Origin of the sequence: Pseudomonas extremorientalis (genome assembly GCF_024584605.1) — a bacterium.
Classification (GTDB): Bacteria; Pseudomonadota; Gammaproteobacteria; order Pseudomonadales; family Pseudomonadaceae; genus Aquipseudomonas; species Aquipseudomonas extremorientalis.
Window position 1 is genome coordinate 4,378,286 of sequence record NZ_CP089519.1, and the last position, 19,244, is coordinate 4,397,529.

Consider the following 19,244-nt stretch of genomic DNA (forward strand, 5'->3'; position numbering starts at 1 on the left):
CATGAATAGCGCATTGGAAATCTCGCTCAACCAAGCCAAGCGCGATGCGCTGCTGAGCTACTATCTGACGTACGTCATTCCTGAACGTGGGCTGGGTACTCTCGCCGCAAGCATCAAAACGGCCGACGACCTTTACGAGTACCTGCTGCTGGACCCGCAGGTGAGCGGCCAGGTCACGACCAGCCGGATTGCCGAGGCGATTGCCAGCGTTCAGCTGTATATCCATCGCTGTCGCCAGTGGCTGGAACCCGGCATCAGCCTACCCGCCATGGCAGAGGCTTCGCGCCCCGACCGCTACCTGGCCCAGTGGGACGCGTACAACAAGCGCTACGCCACCTGGGCTGGGTTGCAACGCTTGCTGCACTACCCGGCCAGTTATCTGGACCCGGCACTGCGTTACCGCAAGACCACGCTGTTCAAAAACCTGGAGCTGACCATCAACCAGGGGCGGGTGACCGAAGAGCGGGTTGAGCAGGCGATGCGCAATTATGTGGGGGAGTTGCGGGCTGTGCTGGATATCAGATCGTTCAGCGCCTACCAGGTCGAGCCGGAGGTAGCCAATACACCTGTCTATTTTCTAGGTCGCTCCCTTGATCATGATGGCGCCTGCTACTGGCGCTATGTCGATGGCAGCAGGGGCGGAGTCCACGGTCGATTGCGTAATCCTGGGGCCTGGAGTGAGTGGTCCAAGATCCAAGTGCCTATCAAAGCAGAAGGTGATCCAGCGATTGTGTATTTCAATCACCGGGTCCATGTGCTGTGGTTACACAAAAAGATTCGTAAATTACAGATTGATAAAGCCGGTAGCTCGGAAAACGATTTGGTGGCACGGGAAGTTGTCTCGTGGGAGCTGCACCTCGCTTCGTTGCAGGCAAATGGTCAATGGGCGCAGCGTAGCTATCCATTGGAAAATTTAATTCCTTCTACGGATCTCGTAAACCCCACACGCTTGTTTGCAGCAGAACTAAGAGAGGAAGGGAGCCCAGCAGATCGGCCATTGGGTGTGTTTTTCGTTCAACAAGAAGCAAACGTCAAAGTGCGCTACTTATGTCGCTTCAGCAAACTTCTACAACATATCGACTCGCCCGGTAAGTCGTGGAGTTTCACTTTCAACTACGACATTGGACTCTACCCAACGATTACCAACTATCCCGTTTTTCAACCACTTAAATACCAGCCTCGCTTGGCCCCCCCGACTCATACCGTGACGGTAGCGGCATCAGCGAGAGCCGAGGACTACACCACCACTGTTACTGACTTCACCATATGGGAAGGAGAATTGTATTTTACATCTACCCCCAAGACTCAAGACGGCAACGCGTATTTTATTACATTGACAAAAGGCGGCGGCATTGAACCTCTATATTCGTATAAAGAGCTCCGCACGAATGCAAATAAAAGAGTGCGTTTGCAAACATGTTATAGCCAGCAAGTCATAGCGTCGAATCACGGCATAACGATTAGGTTATTTTTGATAACAACCTCCGGCGGATACCGTGAACTTATTGTTTACGATGTCCCTCTCGTGCGAGCGACTTTTGATCAACCCGCAAAAATCACAAACTTCACGCCGGACGTCAACTGGTGGATGGTGACTTCTCCCAAGCGCTTGGGACACAGTCAAGTCTTTTACCTACAATACTACGCAGGCAGCGCCGGTGCCGAGCATGTGATGACGACCCTTGCAGGGCCGCTACTGGAACAACGGATGCAGGAAGGCACCGACGTGCTGCTCTCGTGGGACACCCAAGCCATCCCTGTCGACCCGAGTGGAACAGATTGGGGCGGTACCATCATTAATACACCCATACGCTTCGAAGGCGGCATAGGCCAATATACTTGGGAGCTGTTTTTCCACGTGCCTTTCCTGATCGCCAATCGGCTGCTGGCCGAGCAGCGTTTCGACGAAGCCGAGCGCTGGTTCAAGCGCATCTTCAACCCCGCCGGCTATCGCAAGGCAGACGGCAGCCTTGACATGATCGGCAGCACACCGCGCTTCTGGAACGTCCGGACATTGCAACAGGACACCACCTGGAACCCTTCCTCGCTGGAAAACACCGATGACCCAGACCTGATCGCCCTCGACGACCCCATGCACTATAAGCTGGCCGTGTACCTGCGTTGGCTGGAACTGCTGCTCGCGCGGGGCGACCATCTGTACCGCCAGCAAAACCGTGACAGTTTGACCGAAGCAAAGATGTGGTACGTCCAAGCCCTGCAACTGCTGGGTCGGCGGCCGGCCATGCCGCTGCTGCTGAACTGGGCTGATCCGACGTTGGGTCAGGCGAGTGTCGAAAACAGCGTGTCACTGAAACTGCTGGAAAAGTTATTCGATGCCTACCCCACGGCGCTGGCACCCGGCCTGGTTGGGCAGATCCAAGTGACCAACGGCCCGTTCAAGAAGCCCTTCAATGGCGCTGTGCTGGAGTACTGGCGGCGGGTGGAGCAGCGTCTGTTCAACCTGCGCAACAACCTCTCCATTAACGGCCAGCCATTGATTATGCGGCTGTTCGAAGAACCCGTCTCCCCCACCGCCCTGCAGCAGGCCCGGCAAGCCGGCGATGGCAGCGACCCGGCGCCCTCAATGGCCGGCCTAGGCCTTGGGAGCCAACGCTTCCTGCTGTTGCTCGAGCGCGCCCGCACGGCCGTGCAACAGGTGATCCAGTTTGGCAGCAACTTGCAGGGCATCCTGGAGCGGCGCGACGCCGATGCGTTGGGGGTGTTGCAACAGACTCAACAGGGCGCCTTGTTGGGCATGGCCAACGAAGTGCATCTGGCGAATATCGCGTCACTGGAGCATAACCTGGCCTCGTTGCAGGCGAACCTGGCCGGCGTTAAGCAGCGTGAACTGCATTACAAGGATTTGTATGACCGGCATATCACCGACAACGAACAACGCGCCTTGGATTTGCGCACCAGCGCCAGTGACAAACAACTCAGCGCCGGCGCACTGGCCACCACCGCGGGCTTCTTAAACCAGATCCCAACCCATTTCACAGCTGGCATGGCCTTCGGCATCGGCTACAAGGAGTTTGGCGGCTTGGCCCAAGCGGCGGCACAGGTGCTGGAGCTGGATGCGCAATCCAACAACGGCAAAGCCAACAAACTCGAGGCTTCCGAGCAATATGCACGCCGGCGCGAAGAGTGGAAGGCCATGCTTGACCAGAGCGCGCATGACATTGCCCAACTGGACGAGCAGATCCTTTCAGCAACGGAACAGATCACCATGGCGCGCAAACAGTCGGCGCAAACAGAACGGGAACAGGCCTATAACCAAGCGGTCCTGGATACGCTGAGCACCCGCTTCACCAGCCAGACGCTGTTCAACTGGCAGGCCGGCCGCCTCGCGGCGCTGTATTACCAACTCTATGATTTGACCGTCGGTCTCTGCGCCCGCGCACAGCGCAGTTATCAATGGGAAACAGGCGATATTACGGCGTATCTGCGCTCAGGCAATTGGAGCGACGCCAAACAGGGCCTTTTGGCAGGTGAAGGCCTGCTGCAGAACCTTCAGCACATGGAAAACAGATACCTGGACTGGGACCGCCGCACGTTAGAGGTACAACGCACTGTTTCCCTGCAGCAATTGTCGAAGCAGACCTTGAGTCAGGTGGTGCGCGACCTGCTCAACGACGTTACCCCGCCCAGCAAACCCGAGGTCATCGAGGTAAGCCTGGCGAACGACCTGCTGGCGATCCAATTCAACTTGAATACCATGCAGATAAACGATGATTACCCCAGCGCACTGAACTTGGGCACGTTGCGCCAGATCAAGACGCTGAGCGTGTCGTTACCGGCGGTGCTCGGCCCTTACCAAGACGTTCAGGCGGTACTTCAGTATGCCTCCACCCATCCACTCGCTGACGGCTGCAAGGCGGTAGCGTTGTCCCGCGGGTTTGATGACAATGGCCAGTTCCAACTTGATTTCAATGACGGCAAGTATTTCCCGTTCGAAGGTATACCGATCAATGAGGGCGTCTTTGTGCTGTCATTTCCGAACGCCACGACGCGTCAACGCGAGCTACTGATAAGCCTGACGGACGTCATCCTGCATATTCGCTACACGATTCGCCAAGCAGCCGTGCCTGGCACCGCCACAGTTTCACAGCCCTAGTACCGGCTTGCCAGACTGGACGCGTTGATCGCCAGGGAGAAACCAAGGCAAAAAAAGCCTGCATCTCTGCAGGCTTCTCTTTATGTCGCTATCTGGCTCCACGACCTGGACTCGAACCAGGGAGCCAATGATTAACAGTCACTTGCTAGCTGTTAGGCGCACTGGGGCCACGACGAAATGTGGCGCAGAAAATAGGTTAGCTGCATAGCGTGGGTCGCATGAGTGCGTCACGCTAGGAAAGTTAGTCGGGTTGGAGGGGCTTGTCAAAGCAGGACTTTTCAATGACCTGTAGGAAAAGGAGGCGCCCTCTGTCAGTTACCGAGTAACCTTCGGCATTAAGCTAGATACAGAAGGTTGGGCGAAAATTGCTTTACTAATTGAGGGGCAGCTAAAGAGGGACAAGTTCTAGACTACGAATTGATCCAAGCAGTTTCAAATTCTTTCGGGCCGAAAACAACACTTGGTCAACCAATCACGTACCGCGTAACTTTATTATCGAAGATAATAGATAGACAGAATTCCCCAACGACAACTTTTCCTCTCCCATACAACGGTACAAGACCCCAAAAACAAACAAGAAACAGCCCTTAACACTTACAAAGCCTAACCACTAACACCAAGAAATCAGGCCTTTTATACATGCTTAAATCACGTGAACACACCCTACCTTCAACAACTTACCACCTCACAAACTCAAACCTCTACTGATTTTGCAACTACATATAACGCAACACCTACAGAATGCAGAAATAGCCTGTAATGCTTGTCACCACTTGAAAGCTCTTTGCCCTGCTGCATGGCTATAATATCTGAATATCCATATTCAACAAGAGATCCAAGCATTGAAATATCACCATCATCCTTACAACTAAAAAAACTATAACCGGGAAATGGCTGCTTTAAAAAATATGAAACCTTTAAGAAACGAATACTCTTTTTAATCTCTCCAGCACTTGAATTCTCATCATCATAATAAACATCCAATTCAAGAGTTGTTCCCGAATAAAAAATCTCAAATCTATTTTCACCGCCACCAGGCAACAACTGATCGAGATCAAGCAGTTGCCTAGGATTTGACAATTTAATTTTTTCAATCATTTTCTAGCCTTATCTACAGAGCCGCCGTAGTTGTTATTAAGCTGTTGCCTTACCAAATCATCAAAGGTCAAGTTATCATATGCCTTTATTCCTGTCTTATTGGTTCCATACCATTGATTTTTAGGAACGCCTGCCTCTATCAAAGCAGTTGAACTCCTAGTGTTTGCGATAACTTTCTTCCCGTCAATCATTACGTAATCTGATGGAACTTGGCTTGGTCGGGATCCCTCAGGGTCAGACACCATTTACCCCATCAACCCGCCATTCAGCGCAAGGCGATTGTCGGCCCGAATTAGATATAGCATCATCACTCGATTCGTTTCGTCACCTACCTCAAACTCAATAAATCCGCCCCGTTTAGGATCCCCTTTATCAATTTTACTTACCACGCAGCGTGACGGTTCGAGGGTGTCGACGTTCCGGAATGCTTAACTTTTTCAGTTTCCGCGTTGACCCCTAAATACTTATCAGCATATTTTTCCGGAGTGCGCTTGTGAAGCTCCCCCAAAATCGACACCAGACTTTCATGAATAGCCAAGTCTGTAGGCTTTATTTCCATAGCATCCTCATAACACTGCAAGGCGCCTTCAAGATCTCCCACCTTAACCAACATCGCACCTAGTTCAAGATACGTATCGACAAATGAAGGTTCGGCTTCAATGGCGGCCTGATAATACTTGAATGCGTCGACAACATTTGACGCACGCTCATTCGATACGCCTGCAAGGAAAAGATATCGAGCTATGACTTGATCAGGGGCCAACTGGGTAGCGACTTCATAATGCTTAATAGCCTGGCCAAAGTCACGCTGATAGAAACATATATCACCTAAACATTCAGCACATGCAGAATCAGACAGTGAATGCGAGCAGGCCTTGAAATATTCAATTGCATTTTCGACAAGCCCGGTTGAGAGGTACCGAATCAGTTGTCTCTTAACATCATTAAAATCAGACTCGTTCACAGCTACTCTCCAACTACTCTAACGGGACTGCTCAGGGTCAGCCGCCATTTACTGGGACTAATTGGGGTCAGACCCCATTTACCCCTTATCCACGGACTAATTGGGGTCAGACCCCATTTACCCCTTATCCACAACATTCCAAATAATTTGCTTTGGCGGGCCATCCACACCGTTTTTACATTCAGCTGCTCAACCACTTCAACAGCAGTCCATTTATTTCCATTACCAAAAAGATGCCCGCCAGTAATACCCCTGATCATTGAACCCGCTTTCTTTATAAAAACCATCATAATTGGCAGCATCTGCAATAGCCGTATCAATTTCTCTGAATGAAACCAAACTGCCAAACTGTGAATTTATAGCAGTGATGTCGCCTGCACTTGAGTCGACCTTGAAACCACCAAGACCTGTTCCACTTAGCAGGTTTGACGCTGAACTTAAGCCACTAGTAGCTAGATCATCTAACTTTCTGGCAGCGCCACCAGTTGCTTTGGACCCATTAATCCCCACCATAGTAACTGTAAAGATCCGCATCAGGCCAACGTTCGTCGTATGCGGTTAATGTACTTTGTAGGGCCTCACTACGAGGGTCCTCAGAAGGATTCATGTTTGAAATGACAAATTCTTTAATTTCGGGCCACTGAAGCTCACGCATACAAAATTCCACAACTTCAAATGGAGCCCCCCCGAGACACTAAAATCAATTTAAATCTATTTATGAAACATTCTTTACAGCCAGGATGTTTTTTTTACAAACTCCAAAATATTTATCAAGCCCCCCTCATAGGTAATGTCTAGCTCTTCACCAAAAGCGGCTATAGCTATATCACAAAGCTCATCAAACTCTTTAATGACGTCATTCATTTCGGCCCCCAAACACCTTTTCTGGAATTGCCAGAATCTGGCACCCAGACTTTTCTATATATTCCTCTCCCATTTCAAACCCTTTTTTAGAAAAAGCTTCTTCTGCTGCGGCTTGAGCAGCCCGACCAGAGGGGTCATAGTATGCTTATGCATTATCAATACATTTAACTTTTCCGCTCACAATTTTACTTATCCCGCAGCAACAACGGGTTTGCCATTCGCTAGGTCAATGTGACCACCACCTACATCATTAAACCTTCGCCCGTTCACTAACTGACCATCCTGAAGAACGACTTAGCTATATCTTTCTGCGCTTTGGGTCAATTTTGTATCTGAGATTAGCGTTATAACAACGGTTGGATGATCTGGGAATTGATTGGAAAAACTAGGCATCGCTTGCTTGTCTACAGAACCCGCTGTGGCTTTTGCACCTGTTCAACCCTTCAATGCTGGCAAAGACAGCACTTCATCGTACTGCGGCCAGTCTTCCCTTGCGCGCTTGAGCACACCTTGCATCAACTTGTCCAACTCAGGCACTGGCTGCTCGGGCGGCAATTGGTCAAAGGGCGCGGTCAGCAGCGGATGATCAATCTTCTGCGGATTGGCTAAACCTTCCCACTGGCGCAGGCGCAAGATATAGAGAATTTCCACGGGCACGCGCTCCAAGTGCCAATCCTGATTGAAGTCGTAGGAATTCTTCTGGCTCTCTTTGCCGGTTTGCCAAGTGTGGCGGTCACACGCGGCCAACAGACAGGGCATCAGGTCGTCGGGGCAGGGAGTGCGCCACTTGGCCAACAAGGCTTCGTAGATGGGTTCGTCGTAAGCATAAGCAGGCCATTGATGCGAGACATCGCCCACCCAATCGGCAAACACACGCAGCATAAAGGCTTGGGCGCGGCGGTGTTGCTCCTCGTACTCAATCACTAATTGATGCCCACGGTTGAGAGCCGCATGGGTGAGATAGCCCTGATGGATGACGGCATCCTTCCAGCCTAACATCGCCATAGCGGCCATCATATTAGTGGCGGTTTGGATGCTGTAGTTCTGGCGCCGTCGATCATTGCCTGCCGCTTTGGCAATAATGTCGAACTGGCCCGCCCAGAAGAACAACTGCCAAATGCCTACTTGGTAATAGCGCAGCCAATGGGCCAATTCCAGAAGCCATTGCGGATTATCTGGTGCGGTTGCCAATACCTTGTGGGCTCGTGTAACGGCCATCCATTCAGAGCTACTACGCGTAACGTTGTCACTATTCGGTACAGGCATTGATGGCTTCGCAAATGCATCACCGCGCTCAACATATTCACGGATGCCGTTCAACTCGTATTCATCTGAGACGTGTGGTCCCTTGGCTATGCGCACCAGCACACTTTTGTAGGAGGGCCATTTTGGGTTTACGCCCGAGCGCTCGCACTGAATTACTTCTTGGTCCATGGTTCCACCTTAAATTCTGCTACACCTGTTTTACCGGGGGCGGGAACACCGACTTTGACTGTTACACCTTGAACCTTGGCTTTTCCTGAATCCAACGCCGCTTGCAAAGCATCACGCAAGGCAGGATCAGAGTCGGCAATTGATTTATTACCCAGCCACCCCTCCAACCGCGTCCTCGGGTCCCCATGCGGCGTACCGGCCTTACTCACGCCATTCACCGAAGACTTCGCATCCATCACTACCACGGTAATCGTATCGCCATTGATCGCCACCGCGCAGCCATCACAGCCGTGGTTGCTACCGTTCTGCAATGGCTTGAAATTGAGGCCGGTTTTTCCATTGAGGGTTTGAAGGGCCAGTTGCTCGCCCAACACCCCATCATTTACAAGCGAACCGGTCTTCCAATTGGGAAGGTGCGACAGCGGGATACTTTCAAATGTCTGCCCAAACAGGTCTTCAACCGGGCTGAGCTTCGGTGGGCTGATTGCATCAGGGATAACCTGCACTGGTCCTTTTGCACCCTTCAACTCCACCTTAACAACCTTAGCAGCGACCTTTTCGACGAGCAATGCCCCTCCTTTTAGGGCTCCTCCCACTCCCGTCGCAAGCGCCGCCACTTCGCTTATCAGCTTCCCGGTTTCACGCCCTGCGTTAAACGATCCACTCGCCCCGGCTCTCTCATACTCCGCTTCTAGATTGTCAATGCGTTGGATATAGGACTGCTTCATGGCGTCCGAGACGTTACCCAGCACATCCCCGCTTTGAACCACGGATTTCAATGCCCGAAACGTCTCCATCGGGCTGCTGGCAGCTTCCAAGATGCCCTTGACCGTATCAAGTAGCCCTTCCGGCACCCCAACCACTGCCCCACCCGCAAAGCTGGCGTCCTGCCCAGCATCGATCAATTCCCACTTCGTATTGATCCTGAGCCGATCCAACGAGTCACTGCTTTCTGCCAGCTCTTTCTCTCTCTGAGCCTTTTGATGATCGCCCAGGTAGTTATACTCCGTAGCATTTTTAGCTACCCAGCCACCCTTCTCGATCGACTTCGCATCAGCATCCTTCTGCGAAGCCGCTGCCAGCACTCCCACAATCTGTGAGCTCATGGACAACAAGGTCTTATCGCCTTTAACCAAAGAGTCCAGATGAACGACTAGAGCTTCGTTGATCCCGGCTGCCAAAGCCCCCGTTCTGAAGTCCCCACCTGTGGCCTTCGAGAGCAAGCCACCCACCATTGCATGAACCACAATTTTAGGAGGGTAGCCTTCCGTCAGTACCCCATGGGTGTAGTCGCCAATGGCATTAAAACTTGCTGCAGCCAATGTATTGAACAATGCGCCTTTGAGTGCATCACCAAAGTCACCACCTTGTCCGAGCGCTTTGCTCAGCAAAGTCGACGTACCGTTCTGCAAGGCTTGGTTCGCCGCAAACTGGCCAACGCCGGTCCAGGTGTTGAGGGCGGCTGGCGAAGTGATAACGGCCCCTGTGTTTGGATTGGTCTGCGTGCCTGTCCAACCATCGAAAAGCCCTTTCGTCAGGCCTGCCGTCACGCCCGATATCACGTAGCCCTTCATCGCATCCGATGAGGTGACGTCCTTGAACACTGCCCCCAGATTGCCCCGATTATTGATAACGCTGACGGTTGCATTGTAAGCGATCCATAAACCCCACCTATCCCAAGGTGAGTCAACGGTTTACCGTGGCATCTCCGGTGAGCAGTTCCACGGCAGCAAGGCTTCGTAGTCTTCGACCGTCGAGGCATATGGCAACCGCTCCAGTACGTGGCGCAGCCACGTATAGGGCTCCTGGCCGTTGACCTTGGCGGTCTCGACCAAGCTGTAAATCTTTGCGCTGGCGGCGGCGCCGTTGACGGTATCACTGAACAACCAAGCTTTGCGTCCGATCACAAACGGCTTGATCGCTCTTTCAGCGGCGTTGTTGTCGATGGGTAAATAACCCGCTTCGACATAGCGCTCCAGTCGGTTCCAGTTATTTGCCAGATAGTGCACAGCCTTGCCTAATGCGCTTTGCGGCGTCACTTGGGATTGGGTCTTAGCCAGCCAGCTTTTCAGTTGGGCCAGGATCGGCGAGCTTCTTTCCTGACGAGCGATAAACCGTTGCTCATCGCTGGCGTCTTTGGATTCGCGTTCGATGCTGTACAGTTTGTTAATCATCGTCAGCGCGATATCAGCCCTCCCGGTTTTACCCTTAGGCTGCACTTTTTGCGCATCCACGAACTTGCGGCGTGCATGCGCCATGCATGCCAGTCGCTCCACGCCCGGCTGCAACACCAAGGCGTTATAGCCGGCGTAATCATCGGTCATCACATAGCCGCGATAGCTGTCCAGCAAACGCAACGGTACATCCTGCGCTCGGCTGGAGGTGTAGTCGAACAGCACGACTTTCTTGTCCGGTGGGCCACTGGCCTGCACCCACATCCAAGATTGACTGGTCGGGTCACGATCCGGCTCCTTCAACACCTGGACGCGGGTTTCATCGCAGTGGATCACCGGGCTTTCCAGCAAGCGGTCGCGCATCAAATTCAGCAGTGGCTGGAAGTGTTCGCTGCACTGGATCACCCAGCGCGCCAGCGTCTGGCGCGCAATCTCGACGCCATGTCGGCTGAGCACGGTTTCAAACCGGTGCAACGGCAAGCCATCGACGTACTTGGTAGTCAGCAGCATCGCCAGCACGCTGGGACTGGCCATACTCTTTTCGATCAACTGAGCAGGCTTGTCAGCCGTGACCGGTGCAGTTTCACACCCCCGGCAACCGTAGACCTTGCGGATGTGCCTGATGACACGGATCTGCATCGGCACGATGTCCAGTTGTTCGCTGGTTTCTTCGCCGATGGCGTGTTTGCGGCAACCGCAGGCACAGGTCAGTTCGTGTTCGGGCAGTTCGTGGATGATTTCGATACGCGGCAGATCGGCCGACAACGGCTTGCGCTTGCCACGGCGCGGCGCGGCGTCGGCGCAACGGCTTCTTCGTCAGGGTCATCAACGAGCGGCATCGGCTCGCTTTCGGGCTCGTTGAACAGCGCCAGTTGCGGCGTGTTGGGCTCGACAGTCTGTTCGGACTTGCGCCCGAACAAGCGGTCGCGCAGCAACTTGATCTGCTCTTTCAGGTCGACGATGTGGGTTTGATAAGCCTGGGCCACTTCTTCCTGGCGACTGAGTGCCTCAAGCAGCAGTTGCTTGAGCAAAACAGGATCATCAGGAAGGTCGTCGGGCAGGGAAATCATGGCCCGGATTATACCGGGTCAGGCTACGTAGCGTGGGGTCAAAACCTGATGAGGGCGATTGCGCCAAAGGTCAAAACCGTCGAGCAACCAGTTCAGTTCTTGGACGCTCAATACGATGGCTTCGTCGGTGACGTCGGGCGAGGTTTTGAAACGCTCGGATTCCAGGCGCTTGAGCCAAAGACAGAAGCCGTTGCGCTCCCAATAGAGGATTTCACCCGGTTGCGGGAGCGATTCAGAAAAACGAAAAGTACCGGGTCGAAGACGGCCACCTTGATATCCAGCTCGACCAGGGCGGCTAGGCCGTCGATGGATTTTCGTAAGTTCACGGACTTGGGGTAAAGGTAAACTTTTTCGACTTTGGCGTCGGGACGCATCATGAGGTGCCGGCTCCAGAAAGAGATCGGGAGCGCAGCATCGGGCTTCAATGGGCGGCTTTGAATGTGTGGGTGATGGATCGGTTACGAAACAGGTAAGTCTCCGATGTCAACGTGCCCCATTTGATCTGAATCAGGGCAAAATATCGGCCCTGCCAGATATTCATTCGCCAGTCTTAAGTTGATCATTCTAAAATCCTCCATGTACTTACCTAATTCGCGCGCACTACAAGGCCATTAGTGCTGACTCCGACAGCGATATTTTACTCAATCCCATTATGACTGATACGATACACATTTGCCGAGCCTGCGGTTTCTTACGATCTTAAAACCACCTTTATACAGAGTTTAACAAACCCCTAATACTCGAAGATCATCTATAAAATCTGCGGCCTCTTCCGGCGGCAACTCTTTCAACACAGAGGAAAGGCCAATCTTCTCGATCAGCTTTAAGGCAGAATCCATATGATATTTCTTGACACTCTCGGAAGATCGACCCGCTGAAAGAACAAGGGCTAAAATTTCAAGCATCAATTTCTCAACGGGCAGATCGAAGGAGTTTTCGAGTTCGCTATAGGCAAAGCCTACCTCGCTTTCACCTTCGACCCAAGCGCTTCGATGCCTAAGCTTTACTCTGCAGTAGCTGTAATAACTGCCCAAAAACCAAGCCCTAATTTCAGCGTAAGTCACTCTTTCTTCCATCGCGGAGTATTCCTAGGCGAACGCAACATGACGCCCTGATCCTCGACAACATTCACAGCGAGAAAAAGGGTCAAATTCATATATTAAGAAAATTTAAATCCGCTCTCTTTTTTGTAATTTTTTGTTTGGAAAGATATGGCCTGACTTCGAGACCTCCTAAATACTTATCTCACACAGCGAAATGCAGCCATTAGAAAAATCAATATTACTTTCTACAACTGACAGACAATCATCAGATTCAAGCACACTAAGTCCGCAACCATCAAACTCTAAATACACTCCGACACAGCCGCCGTCAACACCAACCTTCCTATATTCATAAACCGCCACAACGCTCAACCCAAAAAAACTTTTCAAACTACTAAAAGTTTTAACAGGGTACGAAAAATCATCATTTACCTCAGGCAGCCCGAGCAATTCCGGCTCCAACCTTAACGACACAAAACTTGAAACACCCTCACTAATTGTCAACGATACCCATCCGGTGGAAGACAGGTTAAAAAACAACACCAAAAACTCACATACTAAATCTCCACTCATAAAAAACGAACGAAACCTAAAATCATTTAACGTTTCATTTACCAGCATAATAACTATCGCTTCATATTATAATTCAGGCCACCTTTCTGGAGAAAAGGGAGAAAATGGGCCAGACTTATTTATTCAGAGAATTTAAATCCGCCCCCCTTCCCTCTTCCCTTTCCTTCAAGATATGCCCACTACACCAGACCCAATATCGGCTTGATCTGTTCATTCATTTGTACAAAAGTCTCATAGGACATGCTCGGGTCATCGTTGAGAATTAAATAGACCCCCCCCATCAGCCGTACCGCCTTACGACACTTTCCTATCAATCGTGCAATTACTTCATCAGGCCCATAGCCTAGAGCACTCTGACAAAGTTCTGCATCCCAGAACTGGGCAGGATATAGCGTATAGATATTATTGCGCCCATCAACATCTAAAGTTTTGTCCTCACGCAACCGATTATAAACCGCGTTATCATCGCTCAGCCCTCCTTGATAATACAGACCATACAGGTCATAGGATACATGAGCCCTATACCCCTTGAACGCCTCAATCACTTTTGGCAAATACTCATTCACAACAAGCGTATAATCAATAGCCTTATTTGATATTTTAAATCCAAACCGCAAGTGCTCGTCAAAGGAGGCTCTATCTTCATATATGTATCGATCACCACGATACGCATAGTCCCCCACACACCGGAGCCCTCTGATGGGAAGTTTAATCGTATAGGTTGCAACCAATCCGTCGCCGCAACTCGGGGTAGCCGGAAGCTCAAGACCTGCAAATCCTAAAGGAGCACCAATCCGAGACATTCTATCCATGACTTCAGCATGTCGCTGATTTATAGATTGAGCTTTATCAGGGCGCGCATAAAACCATAACTCTATATCTGCTGCACTCATGGAATTCTTGTCCTAGTACTAACAATGTTATCAAAACCATTGGACCGAATGAACGCTTTAGCCTATACCTCAACTTTTTGATTCGAAAACTCATATAAAACTTTATATCCGGGATTCTTGACTCCCCAGGGTCAGACCCCATTAACCGCATGCCCCACACGGGCGTTATAACTTGACCATGGATAATCTACTGCATCAGCTACCATGCAGGCACGTACTGGATTCAGTTCAATATACCGACAGCACGCAAGCAAATAATTCGCTGTTTGTACCAAACTTGATTTATATCGACTCTCCCATAACGTACCTGTACGACCCTCTAACTTTTTTCGATATCGAGTAGCCCGAGCGGCAAGCACCTTGATTAACTGCCCTAGTCCCGCCACTGATTTGCCTAGTGCCACTAACAAATGGACATGATTTATCGTCAAACAATAGACATATAGTTTTATTCCAAATGCGTTCTTGAGCTCTCGGAGGTCGCTCACATAACGCTGGCAATTTTCTTCAGCAGCAAACACCACGCTGTACAACGTGATGCGGATAGTCTGCCGAAACGATGCGTCCCATTCTGGGCATAGGTAACCTCCTTTCTTAAAAAATTACAGCCTAGCAAATGGATAAAAAATAAATCCGTCCCCTTTTCGCTCCCATTCAGCGATTAAAGGAAACTAGCTACAATACGAAGACATCAGAGCTTTTGCTGTTTTACCTTCTACTGAGGAACCCGCTGCCAACTCAGCTAACGTATCCTTCGAAATAAAATTTAAATCCAAATACTCATTAAATTCTTCATTTAGCGCTGAATCCCTTACAGCAATTACACCAAATTCCTCATATGCACTTTCAAAGACGATCCAATCGCATGCGCTATCGCATAGAATAATTGGATAACCAACCGCGCCATCAAAAAAACTTTCAAACCGTTTATTCAACCAAAAAACGTCTCTCTCCAAATCACTTCCATCGACAGAAAAACAAGTTTTTTCCAATGCTTCACCTCCTGAAAACTTTATAAATACATCTGACTTAAAACTGGAAACACTCTTCAAGATCAACCCGACACACACATCAACATAACACAACAATGGTCTCTCAAAGAACCAAAACGAAAGCCCTCCACTAGTAAACACTTTCATCGGCAGATCTTTATTAAAGTCAATAATACCTGTCAACCTATCAAGGAAAAAAGTCAATTCTAAATCTTCAACTCTAGAAATAGCCATCACTACTCCTCTGTGAATCTGATTTTCGCGGTGGGTTTTTTCAGCCCTTCTACAGTCAACGAGGCGGAGGGTTGCCCAGTGGACGTCGAAGCTGGATAGAAACGATATGTTTTCTCACCGTTAGTTAACACAGTAACTGAGCCATCCTGGGAAATAGATTTTATATAACCATTAGACTCAAGGGTCTTTATGGCGCTGCCTTGGCTAACATTGGCCTCAATCTGTCCTGCACTATTTCGGGTAGCCTTCGGCAAAAACTCAATCGCCGTTGCTTTTGCACCCCACAATCCCATCTTACCTAAAACTGCCGCAATGCCTACACCTGTCAGCTCTCCGGCCATGAACATGGCCCACGCCTTCACAAACTCATTCGCAGGCTGTGGCCCATCAAAACCTTGACCTTGTGCAAGGGCCAACTGCGCTTGCGCAGCTTCTTCAGCAGAATACCCCTGTTTCTGCATGTATTCGGCGAGGGTAGTTGACGCCTGCCCGCACTGCGCCAATCCTGCCGGAAGATGCTCCCCGAAATTGTATTGCGTAGCATTCTTCGCAACCCAGCCACCCTTCTCGATCGACTTAGCATCAGCATCCTTCTGCGAAGCCGCTGCCAGCACTCCCACAATCTGTGAACTCATGGACAAAAGGGTCTTATCGCCTTTAACCAAAGAGTCCAGATGAACGACTAGAGCTTCGTTGATCCCGGCTGCCAAAGCCCCCGTTCTGAAGTCCCCGCCTGTGGCCTTAGAGAGCAAGCCACCCACCATTGCATGAACCACAATTTTAGGAGGGTAGCCTTCCGTCAGTACCCCATGGGTGTAGTCGCCAATGGCATTAAAACTTGCTGCAGCCAATGTATTGAACAATGCGCCTTTGAGTGCATCACCAAAGTCACCACCTTGTCCGAGCGCTTTGCTCAGCAAAGTCGACGTACCGTTCTGCAAGGCTTGGTTCGCCGCAAACTGGCCAACGCCGGTCCAGGTGTTGAGGGCTGGCGAAGTGATAACGGCCCCTGTAAATAGGGGGTCAGACCACCATTCACATGTTTCAAAGAGAAATGCTGATTACCTTTACAAAACCCTGGACTGCCCCCTCTTTCCGCTTAGGCCGTGTCGAGATGACGCGTAGCGCTCCTCACTTCGTCGATTTGTACTGCGTTCGCCACTCAGCGAAGGGTCGTAAACGCCAAAGTGTTACGAGCACAGTTGCCAGAAGCAAGCGAAGCCGGCAGTCTGCCAGACGTGAGTGCGAGCCGTGGTTGCTTGCAAGTAACTTGCCGCAAATAGAGTGGACCCCAGCAAAAATCGTGGCGATTTATAAGCGCCGCATGCAGATCGAAGAGGGCTTCCGAGATGTAAAAAGGGAGCACCTGGGATTGGGCCTGAATCTGCATCGAAGCCATTGCCCAAAGCGCATCGAAGTGTTGTTGATTGCCGCTTTAGCCAGCTACCTCATCTTCCTAGCAGGATTGCAGGCAAGGGATAACCATTTGGAACAGCGCTATCAAAGCAACATCCTCAAAGAGAAGCGAGTACTTCCATTGTGGCGTTTTGGCCTGGAGTATGGGCGCAGTTTCACAGGTTTCGGTGACCGAAAACACCTAAAAACATTGGAGCATGCTCTGCGTGATGAGGTGCATCATCAGACGCAGAGCCTGGAATAAATTTGTGCGGATCCCTCAGGGTCTGCCCCCTATTTCCTCTCAACTTTCAGTGAAGACTGTCTTTCCTTCCTGTCCTGGTCCCATATGTCCCCCACTGCTTTGCTTACCACCGTACAGAGTATGTTGCATTGCTTGAGAAAAAAGAATGTCGACGCAACCCTTCCAAGTCCTGTTGCACCGCAGTAATCAAGGCTAACTTTTAAATTAAAGTCCCGCCCCTACTTAAAGCCAACGTATACAGCCTCTACCGTGGCTCGCCCCCTAAATCATCCATATCAGGAGCATAAAACCTGACCGAATTCTGGTTAACGTTTATGCCGGTTTTATCTTTCTCCACTTCAAAAGACACGCCCTCAGCCACAAAAAAACTCTCAACTGCCTCAATAGGCAGACCTAAAACCTGCTTGCCATCATAATAAAAACAAGCATTAGGAAAATAGACCTCCACCCCCAACAACTCATTAGAGCAGTTGTACCAAACTTGCATGACAGCGTCACCAAAGGCGTCAATTGAATTTTCTGACAATTCAGTTTTAGGAAAAACCTTATATGGCAAACCTATAACCTTCCTGACCTCCTCTCTGCCTTGCCCGCAAAAGAAGTTCTCGAGCCCATTAGACTGACTGTAATTCAACTTCATGAAATCTACCTCGGTATAAAATCTTCAGGACTAAGACTTTTTGAATACTTTAAAACTTCCCCAACAGAAAAATGAGACAGATTTATTTTCTATTCAGCCTAGCAAATGAATAACAAATAAATCCGCCCATTTTTATCTTGAATAAACGTCCTAAACTAGACTGGAGACTTCTTTGAGTAGCGCTCTTCTAATCTTTCAGCAGACCTTAGAATACTGCCCCTATCATCAGGAAAGAATGCAGAGTAAACATCAGCTGCAACTTTCATCAGGAAAACGTAGTCAGGCACTGGGATACTTGAAGTTCCCACTTCACCCAGAAAGAAACTGACCTCATTGAAATCTTCTGGAACGTCCCAGTCCTGATCAAGAGAGTAAAAAAATCCTTCACTCACAGAAAAGCCAAATCCCCGCGAGGCGTTATAGATAAGCGCTGGAAAATTAATCTTCCCCCTCGCCATAGAAGCCTCTATCAATTCGTAAAGGTCTTCATAATCCAGACCCGTTGAAACAAACGACTCCTTGAGGCTCTCAAGCCAAGCCAAACTAGCCATCAGTTTGTCATCGGCGGCATAGTGATAAAGGCATTTGTTATTCCTCCAGTCTTGCTATTACGTATCACCTGGAAGTGATAGTACAAAAGGGGACAGATTTTTTCTATTTTTTCCCACATCTAACTTCGGACTACCACGGCCTCTATGTTCGATATCAACCCCTGCATTTTTTTCAACCTCATCAACAAAACGAACAGTGGATCCCTCAGGGTCAAACACAGTTTACCCCATCAGCCCGCCATTCAGCGCGAGGCGATTGTCGGCCCGATTAGATACAGCATCATCACTCAATTCGTTTCGTCACCCACCTCAAATTCAATAAATCCGCCCCTTAAGGATCCTCTTTATCAATTTTACTCACCACGCAGCTTGACGGTTCGAGGGTGTCGACTTTCCGGAATGCTTAATTTTTTCAATTTCCGCGTTGACCGCTAAATACTTATCAGCATATTTTTCCGGAGTACGCTTGTGAAGTTCCCCCAAAATCGACACCAGACTTTCATGAATGGCCAAGTCTGTAGGTTCTATTTCCATAGCATCCTCATAACACTGCAAGGCGCCTTCAAGATCTCCCACCTTAACCAACATCGCACCGAGTTCAAGATACGTATCGACAAATGAGGGTTCGGCTTCAATGGCGGCCTGATAATATTTGAATGCGTCGACAACATTTGACGCGCGCTCATTCGATACGCCTGCAAGGAAAAGATATCGAGCTATGACTTGATCTGGGGCCAACTGGGTAGCGACTTCATAATGCTTAATAGCCTGGGCAAAGTCACGCTGATAGAAACATATATCACCTAAACATTCAGCACATGCAGACTCAGACAGTGAATGCGAGCGGGTTTTGAAATATTCAATTGCATTTTCGACAAGCCCGGTTGAGAGGTACCTAATCAATTGTTTCTTAATATCATTAAAATCAGATTCGTTCACG

The 19,244-nt window shown here is 50.0% G+C and carries 15 protein-coding genes and 5 pseudogenes; 2 read left to right on the plus strand and 18 right to left on the minus strand.

Annotated elements, in window-relative coordinates; all coding sequences use genetic code 11:
- Window position 1: 1 nt before the first annotated feature.
- Window positions 2-4,114, plus strand: a complete 4,113-nt coding sequence (locus tag LUU92_RS19730; protein WP_257102527.1) for a Tc toxin subunit A-related protein — start codon at window positions 2-4, stop codon at window positions 4,112-4,114.
- Window positions 4,115-4,807: 693 nt separating this feature from the next.
- Here LUU92_RS19730 and LUU92_RS19735 read toward each other — a convergent pair.
- The 15 genes and pseudogenes from LUU92_RS19735 to LUU92_RS29275 all read right to left on the minus strand — a co-directional run.
- Window positions 4,808-5,212, minus strand: a complete 405-nt coding sequence (locus LUU92_RS19735; RefSeq protein ID WP_130898115.1) for a hypothetical protein — start codon at window positions 5,210-5,212, stop codon at window positions 4,808-4,810.
- The gene (locus LUU92_RS19740) at window positions 5,209-5,403 is read right to left on the minus strand and encodes a hypothetical protein (protein WP_257102528.1); all 195 of its coding nucleotides are present in this window, start codon (window positions 5,401-5,403) and stop codon (window positions 5,209-5,211) included. Before LUU92_RS19740 ends, LUU92_RS19735 begins: the two co-directional genes overlap by 4 nt.
- Before the next feature lie 191 nt (window positions 5,404-5,594).
- The gene (locus LUU92_RS19745) at window positions 5,595-6,176 is read right to left on the minus strand and encodes a tetratricopeptide repeat protein (protein ID WP_257102529.1); all 582 of its coding nucleotides are present in this window, start codon (window positions 6,174-6,176) and stop codon (window positions 5,595-5,597) included.
- A gap of 222 nt (window positions 6,177-6,398) precedes the next feature.
- Complete coding sequence (locus LUU92_RS19750; protein ID WP_130898116.1) at window positions 6,399-6,710, minus strand: hypothetical protein; 312 nt, start codon at window positions 6,708-6,710, stop codon at window positions 6,399-6,401.
- 195 nt (window positions 6,711-6,905) lie between these two features.
- On the minus strand, window positions 6,906-7,040 hold the full coding sequence (locus LUU92_RS19755; protein ID WP_257102530.1) for a hypothetical protein: 135 nt from the start codon (window positions 7,038-7,040) through the stop codon (window positions 6,906-6,908).
- Window positions 7,041-7,475: 435 nt separating this feature from the next.
- Entirely contained in the window at window positions 7,476-8,150 is a 675-nt protein-coding gene (locus tag LUU92_RS19760; RefSeq protein ID WP_071490205.1) for a hypothetical protein, read from the minus strand.
- Between the two features lie 308 nt (window positions 8,151-8,458).
- Window positions 8,459-10,129: pseudogene (locus LUU92_RS19765) on the minus strand (DUF637 domain-containing protein); the annotation flags it as partial.
- A 39-nt stretch (window positions 10,130-10,168) separates the two neighbouring features.
- Window positions 10,169-11,718: pseudogene (gene tnpC / locus LUU92_RS19770) on the minus strand (IS66 family transposase).
- A gap of 18 nt (window positions 11,719-11,736) precedes the next feature.
- Window positions 11,737-12,095 (minus strand): annotated as a pseudogene (tnpB, locus tag LUU92_RS19775) (IS66 family insertion sequence element accessory protein TnpB).
- A 345-nt stretch (window positions 12,096-12,440) separates the two neighbouring features.
- Window positions 12,441-12,782, minus strand: coding sequence for an Imm2 family immunity protein (gene imm2 / locus LUU92_RS19780; RefSeq protein ID WP_257102531.1), 342 nt, complete (start codon window positions 12,780-12,782; stop codon window positions 12,441-12,443).
- A gap of 168 nt (window positions 12,783-12,950) precedes the next feature.
- Window positions 12,951-13,382, minus strand: a complete 432-nt coding sequence (locus LUU92_RS19785) for a hypothetical protein (RefSeq protein ID WP_257102532.1) — start codon at window positions 13,380-13,382, stop codon at window positions 12,951-12,953.
- 131 nt (window positions 13,383-13,513) lie between these two features.
- Entirely contained in the window at window positions 13,514-14,227 is a 714-nt protein-coding gene (locus LUU92_RS19790; protein ID WP_236318885.1) for a hypothetical protein, read from the minus strand.
- A 158-nt stretch (window positions 14,228-14,385) separates the two neighbouring features.
- Window positions 14,386-14,806: pseudogene (locus tag LUU92_RS19795) on the minus strand (transposase); the annotation flags it as partial.
- A gap of 92 nt (window positions 14,807-14,898) precedes the next feature.
- The gene (locus LUU92_RS19800; RefSeq protein WP_083351490.1) at window positions 14,899-15,453 is read right to left on the minus strand and encodes a hypothetical protein; all 555 of its coding nucleotides are present in this window, start codon (window positions 15,451-15,453) and stop codon (window positions 14,899-14,901) included.
- Between the two features lie 515 nt (window positions 15,454-15,968).
- Window positions 15,969-16,454: pseudogene (locus LUU92_RS29275) on the minus strand (DUF637 domain-containing protein); the annotation flags it as partial.
- A 113-nt stretch (window positions 16,455-16,567) separates the two neighbouring features.
- Here LUU92_RS29275 and LUU92_RS19810 point away from each other — a divergent pair.
- Window positions 16,568-17,113, plus strand: a complete 546-nt coding sequence (locus LUU92_RS19810; RefSeq protein WP_371322064.1) for a transposase — start codon at window positions 16,568-16,570, stop codon at window positions 17,111-17,113.
- 244 nt (window positions 17,114-17,357) lie between these two features.
- Here the strand turns inward: LUU92_RS19810 and LUU92_RS19815 are convergent, their stop codons facing one another.
- The 3 genes from LUU92_RS19815 to LUU92_RS19825 all read right to left on the minus strand — a co-directional run bounded on the left by LUU92_RS19815 (window position 17,358) and on the right by LUU92_RS19825 (window position 19,243).
- Entirely contained in the window at window positions 17,358-17,753 is a 396-nt protein-coding gene (locus tag LUU92_RS19815) for a hypothetical protein (RefSeq protein ID WP_257102533.1), read from the minus strand.
- Window positions 17,754-17,908: 155 nt separating this feature from the next.
- Window positions 17,909-18,304 (minus strand): hypothetical protein, encoded by a 396-nt coding sequence (locus LUU92_RS19820; RefSeq protein WP_257102534.1) that lies wholly within the window; start codon window positions 18,302-18,304, stop codon window positions 17,909-17,911.
- Window positions 18,305-18,661: 357 nt separating this feature from the next.
- On the minus strand, window positions 18,662-19,243 hold the full coding sequence (locus LUU92_RS19825) for a tetratricopeptide repeat protein (protein WP_257102535.1): 582 nt from the start codon (window positions 19,241-19,243) through the stop codon (window positions 18,662-18,664).
- Window position 19,244 lies beyond the last annotated feature (1 nt).